The 22,593-nt window shown below is 60.9% G+C and carries 22 protein-coding genes; 15 read left to right on the top strand and 7 right to left on the bottom strand.

Annotation, left to right across the window (positions count from 1 at the left end):
- Positions 1–32: 32 nt before the first annotated feature.
- On the bottom strand, positions 33–1,742 hold the full coding sequence (locus DXT88_RS12305) for a thiamine pyrophosphate-binding protein (protein ID WP_265213766.1): 1,710 nt from the start codon (positions 1,740–1,742) through the stop codon (positions 33–35).
- Between the two features lie 238 nt (positions 1,743–1,980).
- Here DXT88_RS12305 and DXT88_RS12300 point away from each other — a divergent pair, with 238 nt between their 5' ends.
- Both DXT88_RS12300 and DXT88_RS12295 read left to right on the top strand, forming a co-directional pair.
- Positions 1,981–2,574: a DUF4142 domain-containing protein gene (locus DXT88_RS12300; protein WP_265213764.1), complete on the top strand. Its 594-nt coding sequence runs from the start codon at positions 1,981–1,983 to the stop codon at positions 2,572–2,574.
- 183 nt (positions 2,575–2,757) lie between these two features.
- Entirely contained in the window at positions 2,758–2,976 is a 219-nt protein-coding gene (locus DXT88_RS12295; RefSeq protein WP_265213762.1) for a hypothetical protein, read from the top strand.
- Positions 2,977–3,016: 40 nt separating this feature from the next.
- Here the strand turns inward: DXT88_RS12295 and DXT88_RS12290 are convergent, their stop codons facing one another.
- On the bottom strand, positions 3,017–3,913 hold the full coding sequence (locus tag DXT88_RS12290; protein ID WP_265213760.1) for a PCC domain-containing protein: 897 nt from the start codon (positions 3,911–3,913) through the stop codon (positions 3,017–3,019).
- Positions 3,914–4,245: 332 nt separating this feature from the next.
- On the opposite strand from DXT88_RS12290, the gene DXT88_RS12285 reads away from it, so the two are divergent.
- From DXT88_RS12285 to DXT88_RS12270, 4 genes are read left to right on the top strand one after another with little or no spacing between them, the layout of a single operon-like run.
- Positions 4,246–6,666: a HAMP domain-containing protein gene (locus tag DXT88_RS12285; RefSeq protein ID WP_265213758.1), complete on the top strand. Its 2,421-nt coding sequence runs from the start codon at positions 4,246–4,248 to the stop codon at positions 6,664–6,666.
- A 51-nt stretch (positions 6,667–6,717) separates the two neighbouring features.
- Entirely contained in the window at positions 6,718–7,440 is a 723-nt protein-coding gene (locus tag DXT88_RS12280; protein WP_407649318.1) for a methyl-accepting chemotaxis protein, read from the top strand.
- A gap of 16 nt (positions 7,441–7,456) precedes the next feature.
- On the top strand, positions 7,457–8,008 hold the full coding sequence (locus DXT88_RS12275; RefSeq protein WP_016833861.1) for a hypothetical protein: 552 nt from the start codon (positions 7,457–7,459) through the stop codon (positions 8,006–8,008).
- Positions 8,009–8,043: 35 nt separating this feature from the next.
- Complete coding sequence (locus tag DXT88_RS12270; RefSeq protein WP_016833860.1) at positions 8,044–8,412, top strand: response regulator; 369 nt, start codon at positions 8,044–8,046, stop codon at positions 8,410–8,412.
- A gap of 6 nt (positions 8,413–8,418) precedes the next feature.
- Here DXT88_RS12270 and DXT88_RS12265 read toward each other — a convergent pair whose 3' ends face one another.
- A complete protein-coding gene (locus DXT88_RS12265; protein WP_265213755.1) occupies positions 8,419–9,411 on the bottom strand; it encodes a helix-turn-helix domain-containing protein in 993 nt (330 codons plus the stop codon).
- Positions 9,412–9,632: 221 nt separating this feature from the next.
- On the opposite strand from DXT88_RS12265, the gene eat reads away from it, so the two are divergent.
- From eat to eutC, 4 genes are all read left to right on the top strand, one after another.
- Positions 9,633–11,003, top strand: a complete 1,371-nt coding sequence (gene eat, locus DXT88_RS12260) for an ethanolamine permease (protein ID WP_265213753.1) — start codon at positions 9,633–9,635, stop codon at positions 11,001–11,003.
- A gap of 75 nt (positions 11,004–11,078) precedes the next feature.
- Complete coding sequence (locus DXT88_RS12255) at positions 11,079–12,398, top strand: HAD family hydrolase (protein WP_265213751.1); 1,320 nt, start codon at positions 11,079–11,081, stop codon at positions 12,396–12,398.
- A 53-nt stretch (positions 12,399–12,451) separates the two neighbouring features.
- On the top strand, positions 12,452–13,849 hold the full coding sequence (locus DXT88_RS12250; protein WP_265213749.1) for an ethanolamine ammonia-lyase subunit EutB: 1,398 nt from the start codon (positions 12,452–12,454) through the stop codon (positions 13,847–13,849).
- 18 nt (positions 13,850–13,867) lie between these two features.
- Positions 13,868–14,794: an ethanolamine ammonia-lyase subunit EutC gene (eutC, locus tag DXT88_RS12245; protein WP_265213747.1), complete on the top strand. Its 927-nt coding sequence runs from the start codon at positions 13,868–13,870 to the stop codon at positions 14,792–14,794.
- 40 nt (positions 14,795–14,834) lie between these two features.
- Here the strand turns inward: eutC and DXT88_RS12240 are convergent, their stop codons facing one another.
- Entirely contained in the window at positions 14,835–15,665 is an 831-nt protein-coding gene (locus DXT88_RS12240) for a VOC family protein (protein ID WP_265213745.1), read from the bottom strand.
- Positions 15,666–15,866: 201 nt separating this feature from the next.
- Between DXT88_RS12240 and DXT88_RS12235 the strand changes: the two genes are divergently transcribed.
- Positions 15,867–16,481 (top strand): hemerythrin domain-containing protein, encoded by a 615-nt coding sequence (locus DXT88_RS12235; RefSeq protein ID WP_265213743.1) that lies wholly within the window; start codon positions 15,867–15,869, stop codon positions 16,479–16,481.
- Positions 16,482–16,512: 31 nt separating this feature from the next.
- On the opposite strand, the gene DXT88_RS12230 is transcribed toward DXT88_RS12235, so the two are convergent.
- The 3 genes from DXT88_RS12230 to DXT88_RS12220 all read right to left on the bottom strand — a co-directional run bounded on the left by DXT88_RS12230 (position 16,513) and on the right by DXT88_RS12220 (position 18,927).
- Positions 16,513–16,755 carry a hypothetical protein gene (locus tag DXT88_RS12230; RefSeq protein ID WP_265213741.1) on the bottom strand — a complete coding sequence of 81 codons (243 nt, stop codon included), beginning with the start codon at positions 16,753–16,755 and terminating at the stop codon, positions 16,513–16,515.
- A gap of 242 nt (positions 16,756–16,997) precedes the next feature.
- Positions 16,998–17,459: a GFA family protein gene (locus DXT88_RS12225; RefSeq protein WP_016836450.1), complete on the bottom strand. Its 462-nt coding sequence runs from the start codon at positions 17,457–17,459 to the stop codon at positions 16,998–17,000.
- Positions 17,460–17,499: 40 nt separating this feature from the next.
- Positions 17,500–18,927 carry a coniferyl aldehyde dehydrogenase gene (locus DXT88_RS12220; RefSeq protein ID WP_265213739.1) on the bottom strand — a complete coding sequence of 476 codons (1,428 nt, stop codon included), beginning with the start codon at positions 18,925–18,927 and terminating at the stop codon, positions 17,500–17,502.
- 96 nt (positions 18,928–19,023) lie between these two features.
- Between DXT88_RS12220 and DXT88_RS12215 the strand changes: the two genes are divergently transcribed.
- The 4 genes from DXT88_RS12215 (at position 19,024) to DXT88_RS12200 (ending at position 22,521) form a co-directional block, all read left to right on the top strand.
- Positions 19,024–19,635, top strand: coding sequence for a TetR/AcrR family transcriptional regulator (locus tag DXT88_RS12215; RefSeq protein WP_016836446.1), 612 nt, complete (start codon positions 19,024–19,026; stop codon positions 19,633–19,635).
- Positions 19,636–20,160: 525 nt separating this feature from the next.
- Positions 20,161–20,904, top strand: a complete 744-nt coding sequence (locus DXT88_RS12210) for an STN domain-containing protein (protein WP_265213736.1) — start codon at positions 20,161–20,163, stop codon at positions 20,902–20,904.
- A gap of 1 nt (position 20,905) precedes the next feature.
- Entirely contained in the window at positions 20,906–21,415 is a 510-nt protein-coding gene (locus DXT88_RS12205) for an RNA polymerase sigma factor (RefSeq protein WP_265213734.1), read from the top strand.
- Between the two features lie 101 nt (positions 21,416–21,516).
- Positions 21,517–22,521 (top strand): FecR family protein, encoded by a 1,005-nt coding sequence (locus DXT88_RS12200; protein WP_265213732.1) that lies wholly within the window; start codon positions 21,517–21,519, stop codon positions 22,519–22,521.
- The last annotated feature ends 72 nt before the right edge of the window (positions 22,522–22,593 follow it).

The raw sequence follows: 22,593 nt of genomic DNA, 5'->3' as shown, positions 1-22,593 counted from the left end.
CGTCCGGGTTTTCCTGGCGGGCATCGGCTTAGCTAGCCGGCGCCGCCCATCGAAATCATCGCTTCCTTGACCTTGGCCATACCGAAATGCCAGATCTGGTCGAGCTTGATGTGCGGCATGATCGGCAGCTCTGAAGGATCGATGAACACGTTCAGGATAGCCGGTCCAGGTGCGGCGAGGAAAGGCTCCAGTACTTCTTCCAGCTGCGCCGGCGTCTTGGCCGTAAAGCCCTGCGCGCCGCAGGCGCCGGCGAACAGCGCAAAGTCGAGGTTGGGGAATTCGGCGCCTTCGAAGGCGGGCAGGCCGGCTTCCTCCATTTCCAGATGCACCAGTCCCCATTCACGATTGTTGAACACTACCACCTTGACCGGCAGTTTGTGTTCGACGGCAGTCATGAATTCGCCCAGCAACATCGTGAAGCCGCCGTCGCCCACCGCCACGATCACCTGACGGTCGCGATCGAGCGCCTGGATGCCGTTGCCCTGGCCCAATGAAGTGCCGACGGCGGCGTTGTTGAATGAGGCCAGGATGCGCTGACGGCCGCTCTGGCGGATCCAGTTGCCGCACCACAGCGTCACCACGCCGGTATCGACCACGAAGACCGCGTCTTCAGCGGCGCGGTCGCTCAGGCGGCGCGCCAGGTATTGTGGCTTGACCGGTCCCTTGCCGGCATCGGCCGGCAGCACGGCGTGCTTGTCGAGCGTCTCGTTCCATTGCTTGCGATGCTCGCCGACCTTGCGCAGGAAGGCGTTGTCGGTCTTGCCCTGCACCTGTGGCAGCAACTGCGTCACCGCCGGACCGACCGAGCCGGTGATGCCGAGGTCGACGGGCATGCGGCGTCCCAGCACGAAGCCGCGTTCGTCGATCTGCACGGTCTGGGTGCGGGTGGGCAGGAATTCGGAATAGGGATAGTCGGTGCCGAGCATCAGCAGCAGCCCGGCATCGCGCATGGCATCCATGCCGGGTGCGCCGCCGATCAGGCCGACACCGCCGATCCAATGCGGATGATCGTAGGGCAGCATGTCCTTGGCGCGGAAGGTGTGCAGGATCGGAGCTTGCAGTTTTTCGGCCAGCACGGCGATATCGGCTATGGAGGAGCGCGCGCCATTGCCGACGAAGATGGCAACCGATTTGGCGGCGTTGATCAGTTGCGCGGCGTGGGCGATTTCGCTTTCGGGCGGCGTCACTTCAGGCTGCGGGCGCAAGGTATTCAGGCTGGCGACGGACGGGGTCCCCGGCAGCTTGACGCCGATCACGTCGGCCGGGATGCTGATGTGGGCGACGCCGCGCTGGTGGTAAGCCTGGGCGATGGCTTGGTGCGCCACTTGCACCGCCTGCGCCGGATCGATGATGGTCTGGGTGTAGGCGGCGACGTCGCGAAACAGCAGGTCCGGGTTGTTTTCCTGCAAGTAGTCGATGCCGCGCCGGCCGGCCGGCACGCCGCCGGAAATCGCCAGCACCGGTGCGTGGTCCTTGCGCGCTTCATACAGCCCCGCGACCAGGTGGTTGGCGCCGGGGCCTGTGGTGCCGCAACAGACCGCGAGCTTGCCGGTGAGTTTGGCTTGTCCGGCGGCGGCCAGCGCGGCGCCTTCTTCATGACGCACGCCGATCCACTCGATGCGTTTGTCCTTGCGCACGGCTTCCGTGAAGGGATTGAGCGCATCGCCGACAACCCCGAATATCTGGCGCACGCCGATGGTGTGGAGGGTTTCAACGAGCATTTGGGCGACGGTGGTGGACATGGCTTCCTCGGCAGGGTGGACAGGGTGGAGTAGTTGTCCAGCATAGGCTTGCCCACACGACGCCTGTATCGGTCACGCCGGTAAATCCATGTAGGAATCCGTAAAGCTCCTGAATTCCTACAGGCACCAGCGGCGCTGTCCGATTTTGCGAGGCGTGGCGCTGCACTACATTGACCTCATGTTGTTGCGGTACTGTCCGCAGCGAAATCGTTACCGATAAACCAAGAAGGAGAACACCATGGCATCGACTTTCCGTCCGCAGTTTCGCATGCAGTCAGCTAAACTCGCACCTCGCCGTTCCGGCACCCTGATCAGGGTCCTGGGCGTGACTGCGGTGAGCGTCGCCGGGCTGGCGTTGATGATCGGCCATGCGCGCGCCGATGAGTTGCCGCGCGCCGACAAGAGCTTCATCAACAGCGCTGCCGAAGCCGGCAATGCCGAGATCAAGGCCAGCAAGATCGCGCTGGAAAAGACCACCAATCCTGATGTGAAGAGCTTTGCCACGCTGATGGTCGACGAGCACACTACCGTGGGCGACGACCTCAAGAAGCTGGCCGCCACCAAGAACGTCGAACCGCCGACCGAACCGAGCGTCGCCCAGCGCGCCAAGATCGCCATACTGGAGAAGCTGGACGGTGCGACCTTCGATAAACAATACATCAGCATGATCGGCGTTTCGGCGCACAAGGACACGGTCAAGCTGTTCAGCAAGCACGCTGCCGAAGCCAAGGATCCTGACGTCAAGGATTTTGCCGCCAAGACGCTGCCTAACCTGCAGCATCACCTGGACATGGCGAATGCGTTGAAGGCCAAGTTGGACGCAAAGAAGTAAATGACATTGCGAACTAACATCAAGACATGAGTATCAAGACATAAGCATCCTGGCATCATTGACCGAATCCCCGAATCGCCCCCCCGGGCCTGCTGCCAGGCGCACCTGTTTCCCTGCATGAGTCTGGCGGCAGATTTTTGCCGGGTCGCGGATTTTCGGGTGATTGTTTCGGCAGGAGGGAGTATGAAAAAAACTGCATCGACACCGAATATTGAATACGTGCCTTGTGTGCTCAAGCTGGACAAGCGCAAATTCGCCTGTTACGTCGAACAGTTCGTCGACAATGCGCGTCCGCTGGATATGACGCCGAGCAGCGTCAAGATCGTTTCCAGGCGCAAGAAGGCCTGGCGCGCTGCAGTCGCCATGGCGCGACTCTGCAGCAGCAAATCAGAACAACGTTAAGGTCACGTCGCTTCGGCCTTGTTTTCGCTGTATTTCCGCCTTACTCAAGCTCTTCCAACACCAGTTCAAAGCAGATCAGCACCGGATTGCGTCCGCGCGCCAGCACGCCTTCGCAGACGTGCCCGCGGGGATCGATCAGCGCGATGTCGAGTTGCGCCCGTACGCCTTCATGTCCCCGGCTGACGTGGCCGGAACGCACCAGGATTTCGGTGGCGCGATCCTCGATCACGCGGCCGTCGTCGAATTCCGCGCCGATGATGCTGCCGACGCTGCCGCGCACGACGGCATTCTTGACGCCGTGCGTGCGACAGACTTCTTCAATGGCGATGGTCAGGTCTTCATCGGGACGGATGCGCGCCAGCAAGGTGCGACGGCCGCCGTCGCCGGTCTCTGCGGCCACCACGGCAGGGTGGAACAGGGTGAAATTGGTTTCCGGATCGAAGCGCGTTTCCATGGTGGCATTGTGCACGCCCCAGGCTTGCGCCTGCGCCGTCTCTGCGACGATGCTCTGATCCATCAGCATGTGGCCGCCGCGACGCTGGCCTTCTGCATCCGTCCAGACCGCATGGCAGTGCACGAACGGCGCGCCGTCGCGCCGGCCGAAGGTGGCGCAGGCCAGTTCGATGGTGACGCCGCCTGCGACCTCGTGCGGATCGCTGTAGAAGGCGGCGTGCTTGCCGTCGTCCGACAACGCCGGCATGAGGTAGTGGTGCGGCGCGACCTTGAGGTTTTCGATGCGGACGGTGCCGCCTGCAATCCCGGCGGCCGCTAAAGGAATCGCGATGGCGTCGCGCAGGTTGCGCCCGGCTTCGAGCGTGATCGTCACGGCCATTGCCGGACCGGCCAGGCTGACGATGCGCACCGGATCGGGCGCGCCGGGATGGCGGGCGGTGCGCGCGAAAGGCGCAAGGGCGGGGGCTTGTTCCAGCGTCTGCATGTTGTCTCCTGGTGCCTCGTTGCCGCGATGCATGCCGCGGCTTGTCGTAGGTGGGTGGGTTGCCAGGTGAATATGGTATCCGGCTTTGGGATTTCATGTTTTGCCGCAGCGATAGCGGCGGTGGCGCTTACCTCCGGGTGCATTCCTTGCTGCATTCTTGTAAGTGCTCTCCATCAAGTTTATTGATGTACGGCAATACCCGCTCTATTTCCTGTTTGACCCCTGTTGTCATGGAGTAGTAATACTCGAATGCAACAATGCGGCCATCACAAAAAAGCCGCGCGTTCCACCCCAGAGGGCGTGCCGCTTGCCAGTCTCCAGGGAAAAGACAAATGACTATCCGTCTGCGCATTACCTTGCTCGTCATCCTCACGTTCATCGCCATTTCAGCCATCGGCGGTTACGCCGTGTTTCAGTCGCGCAGCAGTGCGGTCGAGGTGAAGTCGGTGACCGAAGGCGTGGTGCCGAGCGTGCTGGCCTCGTCCGACCTGGTGGGCCAACTGAAGGATGTGCAGCTGGCGGCCATGGTGATGGTGGCCGAGACCGACGCGCAACTGGTCGTGCAGGAAAATGAAAAGCTCGCCGCCAAGAAGGCCACGCTCGAAAAAGCGCTGGAGTTCCAGGCAGGACAGGCCGCAAGCCAGGCGCAGAAGGGCCTGATCGAACAGGCCAGGGAAAGCCTGGACAATTATTTCGGCGCCATCGACAGCACCGCCAAGTTCAAGCTGGCCGGCAAGGATGCGCTGGCGCAGGCGTCCTTCTTCGGCAACGTGGTGCAATACCAGGCTGAACTCGAAGGCGTGGTCGACACGCTGCGCATCGAGAAGAATCGCAGCAAGGACAGCGCGATCGCCGCACTGAACCAGAACCTGGCGTCGACCACCACCACGATCTCGGGCGTCACCGCCGTGGCCGTGATTGCGCTGGCGCTGATCGGCTTCCTGTTGTATCGCCAGATCACCGGTCCGATCAGCCGCATGCAAACCATGATGACCGAGATCGCTGCCAGCCAGGATTTCACGCGCCGCCTGCCGGTCGATCGCATGGATGAAGTGGGCCATTCCATCGTCGCCTTCAATGGCATGGTCGAAAAGATCGAGGAAGCCTCGGCGCTGGTAAAGCAAAAGACTGCCGACATGCAGGCCATGCTGCAGAACATCCCGCAAGGCATCCTGACCGTGGTCGACGGCAACAAGGTCCATCCGGAATATTCCGCCTTCCTCGAAACCGTGTTCGAGACCACCGACATCGCCGGCCGCGACCTGATGGAGCTGGTGTTCGCCGGCACGTCGCTGGGTGCTGACACCTTGTCGCAGATCGAGGCCATCGGCGGCGCCTGCATCGGCGAAGACATCATGAACTTCGAATTCAACGAACACCTGATGGTCGGTGAAGTCGAAAAGAAGATGGCTGACGGCCGCGTCAAGATCCTGGACCTGAGCTGGTCGCCGATCACCGACGACGCCGACACCGTGATCCGCCTGATGCTGTGCGTGCGTGACGTCACCGAGCTGCGCAAGCTGGCAGCGGAAGCCAACGAACAGAAACACGAGCTGGAAATGATCGGCGAAATCCTCGCCGTCGCCGCGCCGAAGTTCGAAGACTTCATCGCCACCTCGCGCCGCTTCCTCGACGAGAACGAGCAGATCGTCCATCAGAATCCGGAAGCCACCGCCTTCGCCATCGCCAAGCTGTTCCGCAACATGCACACCATCAAGGGCAACGGTCGCACCTACGGCCTGCTGCACCTGAGCAACGTGGTGCACGACGTCGAGCAGCACTACGACGACCTGCGCCATCCGGAAACCGGTGCGGTCTGGGAGCAGGAACGCCTGCTGCAGGATCTGGCCCGCGTGCGCGTCGCCGTCGATCGTTACGCCCGCATCAACGAAGTCACGCTGGGCCGCAAGGCCGCGCCGGAACAGGCGGCAGCCGTGGAGCGCCACATCCTGACCATCGATCGCAAACATATCCAGGAAAGCCTGCATCGCCTGGAAACCGTCAACACCGCCAACCTGCATGAACTGGTCGCGGTCCGCAACGCCGTACGCAAGACATTGCGCCTGCTCGGTACCGAGCAGGTGGCCGACATCCTGGCCAGCGTCACCGATTCGCTGCCGGCGCTGGCGAGCGAACTGGGCAAGGCCGCACCGGCGGTGGAGATCGAAGACAACGGCTACGTCATCCATACGCATGCCTCGCCGCTGCTCAAGAATGTATTCATGCACCTGATCCGCAACGCCATGGATCATGGGCTGGAAACGCCGGAAGAACGCCAGGCCAAGGGCAAACAGGCTGCCGGAACGATCCGCCTGCAACTGGGCGTGATGGACAACATGCTGCACATGGCGCTGTCCGACGACGGCCGCGGCCTGGCGCTGGCGCATATCCGCCGCACCGCCGTCGACAAGCAACTGATCGCCGCCGACGCCGTGCTGAGCGACGCCGAACTGGCGCGTCTGATCATGCGCGCCGGTTTCTCGACGCGCAGCGAAGTGACCGACGTGTCCGGCCGCGGCGTCGGCATGGATGCGGTGCTGGATTTCGTGACGCAGGAACACGGCCGCATCGAGATTGAATTCCTCGACCACGCCGAAGGCGCCGATTTCCGTCCCTTCCAGATCAATGTCCTGCTGCCGGAAAACATCGCCGTGGAAATCGACGGCATTGATGTCGCCTATCCGCTGCCTGATCTCGACCAGACTGCACCGGCCGGCATCGTGGCTGCGGACGGCGATCCGCAGGTGGCTTGAGCGGACAGGGCAGGGCTATTGTCGCAACTGATTTATCGCAAGGAACGTTTCATGATGTTGAACCAGATTCTTTTCGTCTTGCTGGGCGCACTGTTGTCCGGCGTGCCGCTGGCCCTGATGCTGAAACGGCAGAAGATGCGCATGCGGCGCATGGTCGATGTCGACCAGGTCGACGCGCTCAAGCGCAACGTCCAGCTGACGCTGGACGAGTACCAGCAGAACATCGACGCCCGTCAGCAGGAACTGGAAGCACAACGCCGCGACAACGACGTGCGCCTGGCGCAGACGCGGCGCGACACCGAAAAAGTGGTGGCGCAGCTCAGTTCGCAGAATTCGCAAAGCGTCGCGCGCGTGCTCGAGAACTGCGATGCCTCGCAGGAAACCATCTCCAATCTGCTCGGCCTGATGCGCACCTTCGAGCGCTGGCATGACGATATGAACGTGCTGATCACGCACAACCGCGAGATGCATCGCAAGAACGACGAGTTCGCGCTGATCGTCAACCAGGTCATCATCGTCGCGCTCAACGCCTCGATCGAAGCGGCACGCGCCGGCACGTACGGCCGCGGCTTCGCGGTGGTGGCGTCGGAGGTGCGCGACCTGGCGCAGCGCGCCGAGAAACTGTCCAAGAGCTATCGCGCCAATCTGTACCAGAACGACCTGATCACGACCACCACGTTCCAGGATCTGCAGGCCGGCGGCAAGATGATCATCGGCGCCGTCATCGGCCTCGACCTGATCAACAAGAAAACCAAAGAAGCGCTGGCCGCCTGATAGCGAGAAACCGACCATGCTGACCCAATCCGCCAAAGATGGCTTCGATACGCTGCTCACGCAATCGCTGAAATCCGGGATGGCGCCGTCCGGCGCACGAGTGGACATATCGGTGCTGGCCGACGACGTCGGGATTCCCGAGAAGAAAATGGTGGTGCTGACGGTCTCGTCCTACCTGTTCCGTTTGATGGCGATGTTCTATTTCACGCCCGACGCCGCCACGCGCGCCCATTTTGCACGCATCAACAACATCGACGAAGCCGAGATGAGCGAGCAGACTTTCATGGACGCCATCGCCGAAAGCGGCAACCTGTGCTGCGGCATCCTCAACCGCGACCTCGGCAATTTCTTCCCGCACATCGGCATGTCCACGCCGAACGTCATCGACAGCAACTGCGCCGCGTACCTGCAGACGCTCAACTGCCAGCACGTGCGCCATTTCGCAGTTGACATGGACGACGCGCCGCGCTTCCACGTGACGCTGAGCGTTTCGGCCTATGCCGACATCGACTTTGCGGTGTCGGCGGAAGAGCTGGGCAGCGACACCGGCGAGCTCGAACTGTTTTAACACCATTCATCCAACGCAAAGAACCTCAAGAACCCATGGCACAAATCCTCGTAGTCGACGACTCCAGCACGGTCCGCGCCGAAGTAGGCGATTTCCTCAAGAAGAACGGCCTCGACGTGGCCCTGGCCGTGGACGGCCGCGACGGTCTGGTCAAACTCAAGGGCGATCCGTCGATCAGGCTGGTGGTGTCCGACGTCAACATGCCCAATATGGATGGCCTGACCATGGCTGAAAAGATCCGCAGCGAGCTCGGCAACGCCGCCGTCAACATCATCATGCTGACCACCGAGAATTCGCCGATCATGAAAGAGCGCGGCAAGGCGGCCGGCATCAAGGGCTGGATCGTCAAGCCGTTCAAGGGTGACGCCGTGCTGGCGACGTTCAAGAAGCTGGTCGGCGCCTGAGTCTATTCAGGCTGCGGCGCGCAAGGCGCTGGACGGCGACTCGCCGAACAGCTTCTTGTAGTCGCAGGAAAACTGGCTGAAATTGCTGAATCCCCAGGCTGCCGCAACGTCGCCGACCCGGACGGCATGCGGCGATACTGCTGCCGCACCCTGCATCAGCTGGCGTCGTACGCCGTTCAGGCGCAACGAACGCAGGTAAGTCATCGGGCTGATGCCCAGCACATCTTCAAAACAATATTGCAGCGTGCGCCGGCTCACGTGCAGTTGTTCGCACAGCATCGAAATCGTGATCGGCACATCCTGGTTGTCCATGGCGTAGTCGCGCGCATCGCCGACGATGCGCCGTCGGCGCAGCAGGCTGGTGCAGGCGTCGTTCTCGACCTCGCCGGCGTCGAGCATGGCCAGTAGCGTGGTGATGACGTGGTCTTGCTGCATCGCCTGCGCGCCCTGCGGCGCCTGCGCATCGAGCAAGGTCTGGATGTGCTGCGCGCAGGCAAGCAGCGCGTCCTGGCCGACATGCAACAGTTCCGCTGCAGCCAGTCTGGACCATTCGATCCGGCAGCCAAGACGATCGGCGGCGGCAAGCAGGGTATTGCGCTGGATCACGATGCCGAGGATCTCATGATCGTCGGGCGTCATCAGCTCAAACTCGCGATGACCGGGCTGCGTCATGATCATGCCGGCGCCGACGTTGCGGCCGTTGATGCGCATGCCGCGCGCCTGCGGTTCGATGCCGAACCAGAAAGCGTCGGGCCATACGCAGCAAGACTGCAACACGGCGCGGCTGCTGCGCTCGCGAAATATCTGCAAGCCGTGCGCCTGCCATTCATTCAATTCACCACAAAAACGACCATGCGTGATTTGGTCGTAGCGCTGTTCCCAATTGGTCAGATTGTGGGCATGTTCATCGACGTCATGTGCGACAACGGTGCGCAAGGCTTCGCCGATGTGCAGCGGCGGTGCGCCCGGACTGGCAGGCGGTGATGAGTGATGGAACATTGACAAGAGTTTTATCCCGTTGAAGTGAACGCGGCGATTTCCTGTGAGATGGAGGCATCGCAACTTTGCCGATTTTCGATAACGCCGGTTTTTCCCCGTTGTTATATTCAATGCCGGGGCCAATGAGAACGTTTGCAAGCAAACGCTATGCCCGCAACGGTCGTTGCCCCGTCCCGGTTGGTCTCCGATCAACGCATCCGCCATTGCACAGGAGCATTCATATGGATTCAGCGACATCCAGCCGGCACGCGGGCCTCAAGCCGGTGTTGAGCACATTGCAGCTATGGGGTATCGCCGTCGGGCTGGTGATTTCAGGCGAATATTTCGGCTGGAGCTACGGCTGGGCGTCGGCCGGCACGCTCGGCTTCACCGTCACCGCGCTGTTCATCGCGGCGATGTATACCACGTTCATCTTCAGCTTTACGGAACTGACCACCTCGATCCCGCATGCGGGCGGCCCGTTTGCTTACAGCAAGCGCGCGTTCGGTCCGACCGGCGGTTACCTGGCCGGCGCGGCGACACTGATCGAGTTCGTGTTCGCGCCGCCGGCGATTGCGCTGGCCATCGGCGCCTATCTCAACGTGCAGTTCCCGACGGTCGACCCCAAGCTGGCGGCGCTGGGCGCCTACCTCGTGTTCATGACGCTCAATATCGTCGGCGTGCAGATCGCCGCGACGTTTGAACTCTGCGTGACGCTGTTGGCCATCTTCGAACTGCTGGTGTTCATGGGCGTGGTGTCGCCGGGCTTTTCGCTCGCCAATTTCACCAAGGGCGGCTGGTCCGGCAGCGACAGTTTCAGCCTGGCGTCGATCCCGGGCATGTTCGCGGCGATCCCGTTCGCGATCTGGTTTTTCCTGGCGATCGAAGGCGTCGCCATGGCGGCGGAAGAAGCCAGGGACCCACGACGCTCCATTCCGATCGCCTATATCACCGGCATCCTGACGCTGGTGGTGCTGGCCATCGGCGTGATGCTGTTCGCCGGCGGAGCAGGGGACTGGAGCAAGCTGTCGAACATCAACGATCCGCTGCCGCAGGCGATGAAGCTGATCGTCGGCGCCAACAGCAACTGGCTGCACATGCTGGTGTGGCTGGGCCTGTTCGGCCTGGTGGCATCGTTCCACGGCATCATCCTGGGCTATTCGCGCCAGATCTTCGCCTTGTCGCGGGAAGCCTACCTGCCGGCGTATTTCGCCAAGGTGCATCCGCGTTTCAAGACCCCGCACCGCGCCATCCTGGCCGGCGGCGCGGTCGGCATCGCGGCGATTTACAGCGATGAACTGATCACCGTCGGCGGCCAGACGCTGACCGCCAACATCGTCACGATGTCGGTGTTCGGCGCGATCCTGATGTACATCCTGAGCATGCTCAGCCTGTTCAAACTACGTCGCAGCGAAGCCGGCCTGGTGCGGCCGTTCCGGGCGCCGCTGTATCCATTCTTCCCGGCGTTCGCGCTGTTTGGGGCGCTGGTCTGCATGGCCACCATGATCTATTACAACCCGCTGATTTTCGTCATCTTCCTGGTGTTCCTGGCGCTCGGCTACGGCTACTTCCTGCTGACCGGCAGCCAGCGCGCGGCGGCGATCGTCACTTAGAAGCGGCAACTGATTTTTGCAGCACGCCTTATCCACCTTTGAGCCACAAATAGTCACCTACAAGAGAGTCCATCAATGAAAAACAATCAACAGGGAAACGCGCCGGCCGCAGAGGCGATCGCGCGACGGGGATTTCTGGGACGCGCGCTGGCTTCGGCGGCCGGCGCCGCGCTGATCGGCGCGCCGTTGGCGGCGCAGGCAAAAACCGTCAAGGCGCCGGTCGGGCTCGATCGCGCCAAATGGGCGCCGCGCAATCGTGAAATGGTGGAGCAGATGATCGCCGTGTATGGCAATACTTCGCGCGGTTACAAGAGCGGCAAGAAGCCTTACGCCGTGTTCGACTGGGACAACACCAGCATCATGAACGATTGCGAAGAAGCGCTGTTGATGCACCAGATCAACACCTTGTCGTTCAAGCTTACGCCGGCCGAATTCAGCGCGATCATCCGCCAGAACGTGCCGCCGGGGCCGTTCACCGCGGACTTCAAGAATGCCGCAGGCAAAGTGGTGGACCTCGATTCGATCTGCGCCGACCTGGATGCCGACTATGCTTTCCTGCATGCGAACTACAAGGGTTTTGCCGGCGCCAGGTCGCTCGAAGACATCAGCACGACCAGCGAATTCCTGGATTTCCGCGCCAAGCTCTACTACCTGTATGAAGCCGTCAACGATACCCACGGCGTCAATGTCGGCTATCCGTGGGTGATTTATTTCTTCGCCAACATGACCGTGGCCGAAGTGTCGGCGCTGGCCGAAGCATCCAACGATGCAGCCCTGGGCGCCGCCCTCGCCAAGGTCAAGTACACCAGCCCCGCCAACCGTCCCGGCAAGGCCGGCGTGGTCAGCGTCGGCCATTTCCACGGCATTCGCCTTTGTACCGAGATCGGCGGCATGATGGACACGTTCCGCGATCACGGCATCGACATCTATGTCTGCACCGCGTCGCTCGAGGACGTGGTGGCGGTGTTTGCGACCAATCCGAAGTACGGCTACAACGTGGCCCGCGAGAACATCATCGGCCTGCGTCTCGAACGCGACGGCAGCATCTACAAAAATGCCTACCTGAAGAACTGGCCGCTGACCTGGGGACCGGGGAAGACGGTGGCGATCAAAAGCGAACTGGTGGCCGCCAAAGGCTACGGCCCGATTTTCGTGGCGGGAGACAGCGATGGCGATTACGATATGCTCAGGGACTTCGCCGATACGCGCTACGGCCTGATCGTCAACCGCATGAAGAACGGCAAGATCGGCGAGTTGTCGAAACTGGCGGCAACGCAGATCGCCGCCGGCCAGCCGCGCTTCCTGTTGCAAGGCCGGCAAGAGTCCACCGGCAACTGGCTGCCCGTGGAAACCAGCATCAAGTACGGCAAGACGACGCCGCTGTTGACAGTTTAGTTTGATCGTTTGACCGGATCTGGTCGGGATCATCATCTGAGGAAAAAGGAAACGTGCCGTCCCATCAGTTCAGCCACACCGTCGGCGCCATCACGCATCAGTTCCGCGATCTCCGGGAACTGATGGCCAAGGCGACGCCGCTGCGTTCCGGCGACATGCTGGCGGGCGTCGGCGCCGCCAGCGCGGAACAGCGTGCAGTGGCGCAGATGGCCCTGGCGGAACTGCCGCTGCGCATTTTCCTCAACGAAACGCTCGCGCCGTATGAAACCGACGAGGTGACGCGCCTGATCATCGACGAGCACGATGCCGCTGCGTTCGCGACGATCAGCCACCTGACGGTGGGCGATTTCCGCAACTGGCTGCTCGGGGACGACGTCGACAGCGCGACGCTCAGCGCGGTGGCGCCGGGCATCACGCCGGAAATGGCCGCAGCGGTGAGCAAGATCATGCGCAACCAGGACCTGATCCTGGTGGCGAAGAAGTGCCGCGTGGTCACCGCGTTCCGCAACACCATCGGCCTGGCCGGACGGCTGTCGACACGCCTGCAGCCCAACCATCCGACCGACGACGCCACCGGCATTGCCGCCAGCCTGCTGGACGGTTTGCTGTACGGCAGCGGCGACGCCGTATTTGGCATCAATCCGGCCACCGACAACGTGCCGCAAGTGGTCAATCTGGTCACGATGATGGCCGACATCATTGCGCGCTACGAGATCCCGACGCAGTCTTGCGTACTGACCCACGTGACCAACACGATTGCCGCCATCGAACGCGGCGCGCCGGTCGACCTGGTGTTCCAATCGATCGCCGGCACCGAAGCCGCCAACCGCAGCTTCGGCATCGACCTGGCATTGCTGGCCGAAGCGCGCGATGCGGCGCTGTCGCTGGGGCGCGGCACGGTCGGCGACAACGTCATGTATTTTGAAACCGGGCAGGGCAGCGCGCTGTCGGCAGGCGCCCACCACGGCATGGACCAGCAAACCTGCGAAGCGCGCGCCTATGCGGTGGCGCGCAAGTTCAAGCCGCTGCTGGCCAACACCGTGGTCGGCTTCATCGGCCCCGAGTACCTCTACGACGGCAAGCAGATCATCCGCGCCGGACTGGAAGACCATTTCTGCGCCAAGCTTCTCGGCCTGCCGATGGGTTGCGACGTCTGCTACACCAATCACGCCGAGGCCGACCAGAACGACATGGACAACCTGTTGACGTTGCTGGCGACGGCCGGCTGCAGTTTCGTCATGGGCATTCCCGGTTCCGACGACATCATGCTCAACTATCAGACCACCTCATTCCACGATGCCTTGTACGTGCGACGTGTGCTCGGACTGGCGCCGGCGCCCGAATTCGAGGCATGGCTGCAGCGCATGCAGATCTTCAGCAACGAGCCGCAGTTCCGCCTCAACGACGGCTTGCCGCCGACTTTTCGCGACGCCTTGCGGCGCCTGTCGTGAAACCGGGGAGCAGCGGCGATGCCCGACAATAAATCTCCCGTCGTCGACAATCCCTGGCAAGCGCTGCGCCAATTCACGGCTGCCCGCATCGCCTTGGGACGCGCAGGCGTCAGCTTGCCGACCGCGCCGCAACTGGCCTTTCAACTGGCGCACGCGCAGGCGCGCGACGCCGTGCACCTGGCGCTGGACACCGAAGCCCTGCGTGCGCAGCTGCTGCAAGCCGGCATTCCCGGCGCCGAAGAATGTCAGGTGCTCGACAGTGCCGCCACGGATCGCCTGACTTATCTGCAGCGTCCCGATCTGGGCCGGCGCCTCAGCGCAGCAGCGCGTGCGACGCTGAGCGCTGCTGCGGACTATCCGGAAACGAAGCAGGGAAGCGATGGAGACGCACCGCAAGAGCGGATTCATGATCTTGCCTTCGTGATCGCCGACGGCCTGTCGGCGCTGGCCATCTCCAGAAATGCCGTACCTTTTCTGCAGGCCGTGCAGCAACGCATCGCGCCGCGCTGCTGGACACAGGCGCCACTGACCATCGTGCGTCAGGGCCGCGTTGCCATCGGCGACGACATCGGCAGCCTGTTGCGGACCCGGCTGGTGGTGGTCATGATCGGCGAACGGCCGGGCCTCAGCTCGCCGGACAGCATGGGCTTGTACCTGACCTGGATGCCGCGTGTGGGCATGACCGATGCCGAACGCAACTGCATCTCCAACGTCCGGCCCGAAGGCATGCGCTACGACGAAGCGGCCGGCAAACTCGACTACCTGCTGACGGAAGCGCACAGGCGCCAACTGACCGGCGTCGGTCTCAAGGACGAGAGCGCGGGAAATGTGGGAAATGTGGGGAGTGAGGGAGGCGCGCAGACACCGTCAGCGCGGGGAACCAACTTCCTGTTGGTTGATGAAGACGGCAGTCCGGAATCCGGGCGTCAAGGCCAAACTGGCTGAAGCACGGAAGACGCCATGATATCGTTGGCGCAACCGGTCGTCAGTCCGCAAACTCCAGCAAGGTACGAAACGCCGGCAAGGCCAATGCAAGCGTGTCCACATCTTCCCGGACCGGCAAACCAAGCGCACGCGCCCGGGCTGAAATGAAGCCGCGATCACCGCCACGGAATCGGATCGCAGTAAAGCACGCATCCCGTTGCGGCGCACACGCGGCCAGCTCGCCGAAGCGCGCCGGTAAGCTGCCGGCACCCGCAAACTCCAACGCAAAGTCCGTTCCCCAAAGGCCCAGGCGGGCGTAGCTTTCCGCAGCCTGTACGGGATCCTTATCGACCACCAGCAGACTGGAAATACCCCGCACGCCATTGGCATGGGCCATCCATTCCGGCCGCCAGACCAGTTCCGGCGTCAGATGCCGGCATGCGTAGACCCGGCCGGCGGCAAATTGGCCAGGACGCAGGCGAGCGGTGGAAAAACGCGCATCAACCGACTTGTCCGCAACTTGCACCGGCCGTGAAAAGTGCTGGACCGGCTGTGCATCGAGACCCAGGGCGAGCCAGCGGTCGTGGCAAGCCTCGATGTCGTCGACGGCGTAGACCAGGCCGTCGATGCCGACCGGGCTATCGAGGATTTCCTGCCGAACCTTGTCGCTGTCACGTGGCTGGCCGATCAGTTCCAGATAACCGCCGGCCAATACGACAAGATGATTGACCGAGCCCAAGGTGTGATAGCCGCGTGGGGTGACGGTGAAACCGAGGCCGTCGAACAGGGTCTGCGCGGCGTCAATATCGTAGTGGGTGTTGATGACCAGGTGATCGAGGGCTGCTCGCGGATGGTCTGCGAAGGCATGTGTTTGGGTATCGGAACGATTCACGGTGCTTTTTCTGATCTGTGGGAGGGGATCGATGGTAACGGCAGGTAGAGGAACGGCCGGCATTCATGCAAAGAGACAAATTTTCCCACGATTTTCTTACTTTTCTTACAGTAGCTTGAGTCATTTTCTGATGTTTTCTCTCCGGTGGAAACGAGACACTAATCGTGCATTTTTATCGATACATCTTTTCGGAGGAAAATCGTGAACACTACTAGCCAAGACGCCATCGTGTTACTCAAAGCGGATCATCAGGAAGCCAAAGAACTGTTCGATAAATATGAAAATATCAAGGAACATGCCGGCGACGACCAGAAAATGGAAATTGCAAAAAAAGTTTGTGGGGCTCTGCTGATCCACATGGAAATCGAAGAAAAAATATTCTATCCGCGCGTGCGTCAAAAAATAGACGATGCCGATCTGATGAATGAAGCGCTCGTGGAGCATGACGGCGCCAAATCTCTCATCCAGCAAATTGGAGAGCTCAAGCCAGGCGATCCGATGTTCGACGCCAAAATCAAAGTCCTCGGCGAACAGATCGAGCACCACGTGGAAGAGGAGGAGAAGGAAATGTTTCCCAAAGCCCGGGATTCCGGGCTTGACCTGATCGAATTGGGAAGTCAGTTATTCGAAGCCAAAAATCGATTGCGGGTGGAACATGGACTACCTGCACTATCTACGACGTCTCCGACGAAAACCGATACCGGTTCAGCGCCCGAAACGACACAGGCACAGGTCAAGGCGGAAAAATTTTCCACAAAGCACTCCGACGAGAAGTTTGAATTTCCCAAAGGTCAGGACGCCCGGGAAATTCGTTAGCCTGCCGCTCGTGTGACGGTCACGCCGACCGTCATTCCGTCTTTGACGGATGCGCGGGCGCCGGCCCTCCGGCACGTTCCTCGCGCTTCCCGGTGGCGTCGCCTGCATTGTTGACAACGTCAAGCACTCCATCCTTGCGCGCGCTCTGGACACCCGGGCGCGCGTCGAGCGGGGCGGCGCCACCGAGCGTGCCTTCCTTGCCTGGAATTTCCGCTTCCGGACGACTAACGATTTCATTGGGACTAGATGTCGCGTCGGTATGATCTTTGGTCATCACTGGCTCCTGAACACAAACAGATTGTGAAGCGATGATGCGCTCCCGACAACGGACGCGGTATCGGCCAAGTGCCCGAGGTTGTGTAGGAAGCGACTGTCGGAAAGCAGGGGGATCAAGGGGAGGTGGCATGAGCCAGGCGGACAACGAAATTGTTCGGCATCATTTAAAAACGTCTACTGAAGAACCCCAGTTCAAGAGATTAATTGGTGCACGCTAGCCAGATAGACCGACTCGCCATTTCACAACCCACCCGTGATCAATTTACCGACCGCCAAAAGACTTGCGTAATAGCCTCTGTACTTAGGCAGGCTACCCGGCATGTCCTGCACACGACGATGATAGAAGATGTCCAGTCGAACCGGTGGCAACTGCGCCACTAGTTCAAAATTGCTGGCCGGGATGAACATCACCTTGAACGGCCCGAAGCCTGCAACCTCCACGATCGGCTTGCCGCAAGTCCGGCAGACTCCACGGTTGAAGTTCGGGGGCAGACGGTATTTCTTGAATGAGATATTCCCAGCATTTTTCAGAACGACATCCTTGGCGCGAGCGGCAACAACATCCGCAAACGGTTTGTCGTTAAAGATCTGGCAGATCAGGCAGTGGCACCGGAACCTGGCTTTCGGCAACGTATGCAACTCGAATGAGCAAGCGCCGCATTCGCAGGCGCCGCGTAATGGCAACGATGTGTCGGCAATCATGTGCAGATGATCCTTAGTTTCATTGGGAATAGCATTTCGATCACCGTAGCATCATGTTGAGAATGGTATCGATCGGCTGTTTGAAGGGCGCGTGGAGCAGGTTGGCGAGGTTCCAGCGCCCCTGCTCATAGATCCCCTTGGCATGGCTGAAGGTGCGGAAACCCTCGACGCCATGGTAAGCGCCCATGCCGCTGGGCCCAACGCCACCGAAAGGCAAGTCATCCTGAGCGATGTGCATGATCGTCCCGTTAATGGTGACGTTGCCGGACATCGTTCGGCTTAGCACCTTGCGGCGGTTCTCATCATCAGCACCGAAGTAGTAGAGCGCGAGCGGCCGAGGACGGGCATTTACATAGGCGATTGCTTCTTCGACATCGCGGTAGGTAAAAATCGGTAGTATTGGGCCGAATATTTCCTCATGTGCGATGCGCATGTCGTCTGTAACGCCAAGCACCACGGTTGGCGCCATCGTATTGGGACGACGAGAAGCATCGCCGGGCCGATTGCCAACCTCAATGATTTGCGCCCCTTTGGCGCGAGCATCGTCGATCAAGCTCTGAAGCCGAGAGTGATGCCGCTCGTTGAAGATTGAGGTGTAGTGCTCGCTTGTCGGACCGTCCGTATAAAAGGACGCCACTTTCCGGTCATACGATCCGACGAACGAGTCGATGTCGTTTTCGTGGACGAGTACGTAATCGGGAGCGATGCAGGTCTGGCCAGCGCTGAGCAGCTTACCGAAAGCAATGGACGCGGCCGCCCGGTCGAGGGAGTGGCCCTTGGCGATGATGGTCGGTGATTTGCCCCCCAATTCAAGGGTGACAGGGACAAGATTGTCGCTAGCGGCCTTCATCACCGACCGCCCCACCGCAGTGCTGCCAGTGAAGACGAGATGGTCGAACGGCAAAGCAGAGAACGCTGCCCCCACGTCCGAATCGCCGGTCACCATGGCGAACTGGTCTTCGGAAAAGATCCCGCCCAGCATTCTCGCGAGCAACGAATTGGTGGCGGGTGTAAATTCAGAAGGCTTCAGCATCACCCGGTTCCCGGCAGCGATGGCCGTTATGACCGGCATCAGCGCGAGGTTCACCGGATAGTTCCACGGCGACATCACGCCGACAACACCAAGCGGCTGATATTCGATGCGGGCATTGCCGGGCCGCATGTGCAGCGCAACGTGGCGGCGGATCGGAGCCATGAACTTGCGAAGGTTGCTGATCAGATACTTCGTGCCCTCGGCGACCCCGCCAACCTCCATGATCGCCGTCTCGTGCCTTGAGCGATGCCCAAAATCGGCATTGATGGCATCTTCGATTTCCCTGCGGTGTCCGATCATCATGTTCCTGAACTTCGACAGATCAGCGCGTCGCTGCGCCAGCGAGGGCGCCCCGTCACGAAGGAAGGCAACCCGTTGGCCGACGAGGAGGCCGCGTAGCTGATCAGCGTCGGTGATTTTTGCAATGGCGTTCATGGTCACTCCAATGTAGACAGTGGAAACTTATGCCTTGACTATAGGTACGTAAGTAGGCATTGTCAACATATATTCACAAACAACTTTTGAGATTACATGTCAGACACATCCAACCGCCCCTATCACCATGGCGATCTCCGTCGTGCTGTTCTCGAGACCGCCTTGGATATGCTTCGGGAGGAGAAAGGCTGGCAGTTCACGCTGCGGGAAGTCGCCCGCCGGGCTGGCGTAAGCCACGCAGCGCCCTACAAACACTTTCCCGATAAGGCCGCGCTGCTTGTAGAGCTCGCTATGATTGGCTTTGACCGGCTGCGCGAATCCCTATCGGCAGCAAAGCCTGATGCGCCCAAAACTCTGCGCGACGAATTTACGTCGATAGCTCATGCCTACGTCGCGTTCGGAACGAGCAATCCGGCTCTCTACCGCCTGATGTTTAGCGCGGAGGAGGGAAAAGCAGTGGGAATGCACCTGAATGAGCGGGCACTGGCGGTATTCGATGTTGTCCTCGAAATCCTCCGCTGCGGCCAAGCCACGGGAAGTATTCGCAAGCGGCCGATAGAAGGCCAGGCGGCAGCCTGTTGGGGCCTCGTCCACGGCATGACCATGCTTGCGATCGATGGGCTCTTGGTGCCCGAGAAGGTGGGGCTGACCCCCTTGGATGCAGCTTTGAACGCGCTGGTGGAAGGGCTGGAGAACCCAGCAACATGACACTAGCTGCTCAACACTAGACACTGATTTGGCAGTGCTCTACATAAATTAAGTAACGATCGAAATTTCAACTATCCGCATGGCTTAAAAACCGAATCCGCCAAATCTCGAAAGCAAAAGCGCAGTCTCAAGCAGATGCATGCGGACCATAGATTTAATTAGAGCTCTCGGACGACTACGGGCGCTGGTGAACAAAATAAACATTGGATGTAATTTGACGAGTCCCCAATGTAATTTGTTCATTTCCATGATAAGCGGCTAATCGGGAACGGATTTCTTTCATGCGCCAGTCACCGTTGTTCACGCCGGCATGTTCATTGGGCGTTTAAAGACCCGACTCGATGTAATTCCCCGACGTTCTCTTGCTTCCGTCACAACGCCCGCGCCGGACGTCCTCCCTCATGTCACGGATATGTAATTTTTGACCGGTATAGTCGCGGCTCTAAGTCTGTTGTTTCCGCTTGACTCCATTCCAACTGGTTGCACTCTATTCGAACTATGACAGGTAGCCCGGCATCAGTCAGTGTGCTTGCGCTGGCGGGATGCCTGGCCACTGCCGGCCTCCTGTTTGCGGTACGTCCATCCTTCGCCCAGGCGGCGAAGGCGTTGGGTCAATCCCTGCAAGCCGGTGATTCCGCAATCCATGCCGCTGCGGCCGACACCGCTGAAAAATCATCGTCTTTTGAGTTCGATATTCCGAGCCAATCTCTTGCTTCAGCCCTGGATCGCTATGCCGTCATCACGGGCAACCCCGTCCTGTTTCCCAGCAAGCTGGCCGCGGGCAGGAGCTCCTCCGCCGTCCGCGGCCGCCTCGAAGCCGGCGCCGCACTGGAACTCCTGTTGCAAGGGACCGGCCTGGCCGCCGAGCAGCTGCATGAAGGCGGGCTCAATACGTTTGCGTTAAAACAATTGTCGGCAGCGGACGTCGTCGAGGCAACCGCGCGTGCGGAAGCGAAACGCCATGTTTCCGAACGCTACGATGCCTTGGTGCAGGCAAGGGTGTGGGAAGCGCTATGCAAGGACGCGCATACGGCGCCGGGGAGCTATCGGGCATTGCTGCGGTTTCGCATCGACGCGCAAGGGCGCATACGGCAGCCGCGCTTGGTCAGTTCGACCGGCGATGCGCGTCGCGACAGCATGTTGACCGACACCTTGGCCAACGTCGGCATTGGCCAGCCGCCACCGGCAGACCTGATGCAGCCGCTGACCATGCTGATGCTTCCGCAGGGGAAGATATCGGGGCGGCTTTGCCCTGCGGAGGCGCGCTGATATGTCCGAAGACGTCCGCGCCACGCTGCTTACGCATCTCACCAGCCGCTACGCCGATCTCAAGCGGCGGCTGACGCGCGTGCTCGGCAGCGATGATCTGGCCGGTGATGCGCTACAAGATACCTGGTTGCGCCTGCAGCGTCTCGAAGGGCAGAGCCCGATCCTGAATCCGCACGCCTTCCTGTTGCGCATGGCGGCCAATATCGCGGTCGACAACCGGCGCAGCCAGAGCAGGGCGCTACCGCCCGGCGAGATCGATGAGTTGCTGGAGTTGTCGGACGGCGCGCCCGGCCCCGAGCAAACCGCTGAAGCGCGGTCCGAAGCGCAGGCGCTGGCGCGTATCCTCGAGCGGATGCCGCCGCGCCGCCGCGAGATTCTGATCATGGTGCGCTGGGAAGGCATGGCGCAAAAGGAGGTCGCGCAACAGCTGGATATCTCGCTGCGCACCGTCGAACACGAACTCAAGCGCGCGCATGATTTCTGTGTTGCCAGGCTGGAAGAGAAAAATTAATTGCGGATTTCCATGTCGACAAACGTCTTACTCTATACCGAGCCGGAAATACAGGTGCCCTTTGAGCGCCGGTCTTGTCGCCGGCCGTGGAAAGCCTGACTGTGAAGATAGCCCCTGAGGATCGTTCCGACCTGCCTGACGTGCTCGCGCAAGAAGCGCGGGTCTGGTTGCGCCGGCTGACTTCAGGCGACGTCACCGAATGGGATGCGCAGGCGTTCAAGCGCTGGAAGCAGACCAGTCCGGCGCATCAGCAGGCTTTCATCGATGCCAGGCGTCAATGGCAGGCCATGCGCCCGGCCATCGGCAAGCTGCTGCAAGGCAACCGCGATGCAGCAAGATTGCACGAACGCAGCATGCAATCCGGCGGGCTTGTTCATTCCGGGCGTCGGATGTTCCTGCGGGTGGCCGGAGGCGTAGCAGCGGCGGCAGTCGGTGTTGCCATCGTGCATCCGCCCTTGCAACTCTGGCCGTCGCTGAACGAGTGGCAGGCCGATGCGCGTACGGGCAAAGGCGAACAACGCGATCTGGCCTTGAACGAGCGCATCAATATCACCTTGAATACCCAAACCAGCATTCGCACGGAAACCCTGGCAGGCGAAACCGGCGGGATCGATCTGATCTCGGGCGAGGCGGCCATCGATTTGCGTGGCAGCGGCGCGGCGTTCAACGTGGTTGCCGGCGTCGGTCGCAGTACCGCCCGGGAGGGGCAGTTCGAGGTACGCAATCTGGATGGCAAAGTCTGCGTGACGTGCATCCGGGGCGCCGTGCGCGTGGTACATCCGGGCGGCGCCGTCGATTTGAAGCCGCGCCAGCAGACCATTTACGATGCCGATGCGCTCGGCCGCGTCGCAGACGTCGACACGGCCGGCATTTCAGCCTGGCGCAAGGGCGAATTGATTTTCCGCCAGGCGCCGCTGCAACAGGTCATCGACGAAATCAATCGCTATCGTCCGGGCCGGGTTGTGCTGGCGACGAACGCGCTGCGTGACAGCGCCGTGAGCGGACGTTTTTCGATTGCGGCGCTGGATGGCGCCTTGTTGCAATTGCAGCATTCCTTTGATCTGAATGCGCGCCGTCTACCGGGCGGCGTGCTGGTATTGAGTTAAAAAAAAGATGCGTCATCGCTGGCCGGTGCGCAGAGAAAAATAGTTGGGGGTTTTGAGAACCGGTCGTCGTCC

It is taken from the genome of Herbaspirillum lusitanum, assembly GCF_026127345.1.
Lineage (GTDB): Bacteria > Pseudomonadota > Gammaproteobacteria > Burkholderiales > Burkholderiaceae_D > Herbaspirillum > Herbaspirillum lusitanum.
The sequence above is the reverse complement of the archived record's forward strand: the minus strand, read 5'-3'. Positions and strand labels throughout refer to the sequence as shown.

Excerpts from the sequence above, each read along its gene's own strand:
- DXT88_RS12305 (WP_265213766.1), bottom strand. The coding sequence starts at position 1,742 with ATGTCCACCACCGTCGCCCAAATGCTCGTTGAAACCCTCCACACCATC.
- DXT88_RS12300 (WP_265213764.1), top strand. The coding sequence starts at position 1,981 with ATGGCATCGACTTTCCGTCCGCAGTTTCGCATGCAGTCAGCTAAACTC.
- DXT88_RS12295 (WP_265213762.1), top strand. The coding sequence starts at position 2,758 with ATGAAAAAAACTGCATCGACACCGAATATTGAATACGTGCCTTGTGTG.
- DXT88_RS12290 (WP_265213760.1), bottom strand. The coding sequence starts at position 3,913 with ATGCAGACGCTGGAACAAGCCCCCGCCCTTGCGCCTTTCGCGCGCACC.
- DXT88_RS12285 (WP_265213758.1), top strand. The coding sequence starts at position 4,246 with ATGACTATCCGTCTGCGCATTACCTTGCTCGTCATCCTCACGTTCATC.
- DXT88_RS12280 (WP_407649318.1), top strand. The coding sequence starts at position 6,718 with ATGATGTTGAACCAGATTCTTTTCGTCTTGCTGGGCGCACTGTTGTCC.
- DXT88_RS12275 (WP_016833861.1), top strand. The coding sequence starts at position 7,457 with ATGCTGACCCAATCCGCCAAAGATGGCTTCGATACGCTGCTCACGCAA.
- DXT88_RS12270 (WP_016833860.1), top strand. The coding sequence starts at position 8,044 with ATGGCACAAATCCTCGTAGTCGACGACTCCAGCACGGTCCGCGCCGAA.
- DXT88_RS12265 (WP_265213755.1), bottom strand. The coding sequence starts at position 9,411 with ATGTTCCATCACTCATCACCGCCTGCCAGTCCGGGCGCACCGCCGCTG.
- eat (WP_265213753.1), top strand. The coding sequence starts at position 9,633 with ATGGATTCAGCGACATCCAGCCGGCACGCGGGCCTCAAGCCGGTGTTG.
- DXT88_RS12255 (WP_265213751.1), top strand. The coding sequence starts at position 11,079 with ATGAAAAACAATCAACAGGGAAACGCGCCGGCCGCAGAGGCGATCGCG.
- eutC (WP_265213747.1), top strand. The coding sequence starts at position 13,868 with ATGCCCGACAATAAATCTCCCGTCGTCGACAATCCCTGGCAAGCGCTG.
- DXT88_RS12230 (WP_265213741.1), bottom strand. The coding sequence starts at position 16,755 with ATGACCAAAGATCATACCGACGCGACATCTAGTCCCAATGAAATCGTT.
- DXT88_RS12225 (WP_016836450.1), bottom strand. The coding sequence starts at position 17,459 with ATGATTGCCGACACATCGTTGCCATTACGCGGCGCCTGCGAATGCGGC.
- DXT88_RS12220 (WP_265213739.1), bottom strand. The coding sequence starts at position 18,927 with ATGAACGCCATTGCAAAAATCACCGACGCTGATCAGCTACGCGGCCTC.
- DXT88_RS12215 (WP_016836446.1), top strand. The coding sequence starts at position 19,024 with ATGTCAGACACATCCAACCGCCCCTATCACCATGGCGATCTCCGTCGT.
- DXT88_RS12205 (WP_265213734.1), top strand. The coding sequence starts at position 20,906 with ATGTCCGAAGACGTCCGCGCCACGCTGCTTACGCATCTCACCAGCCGC.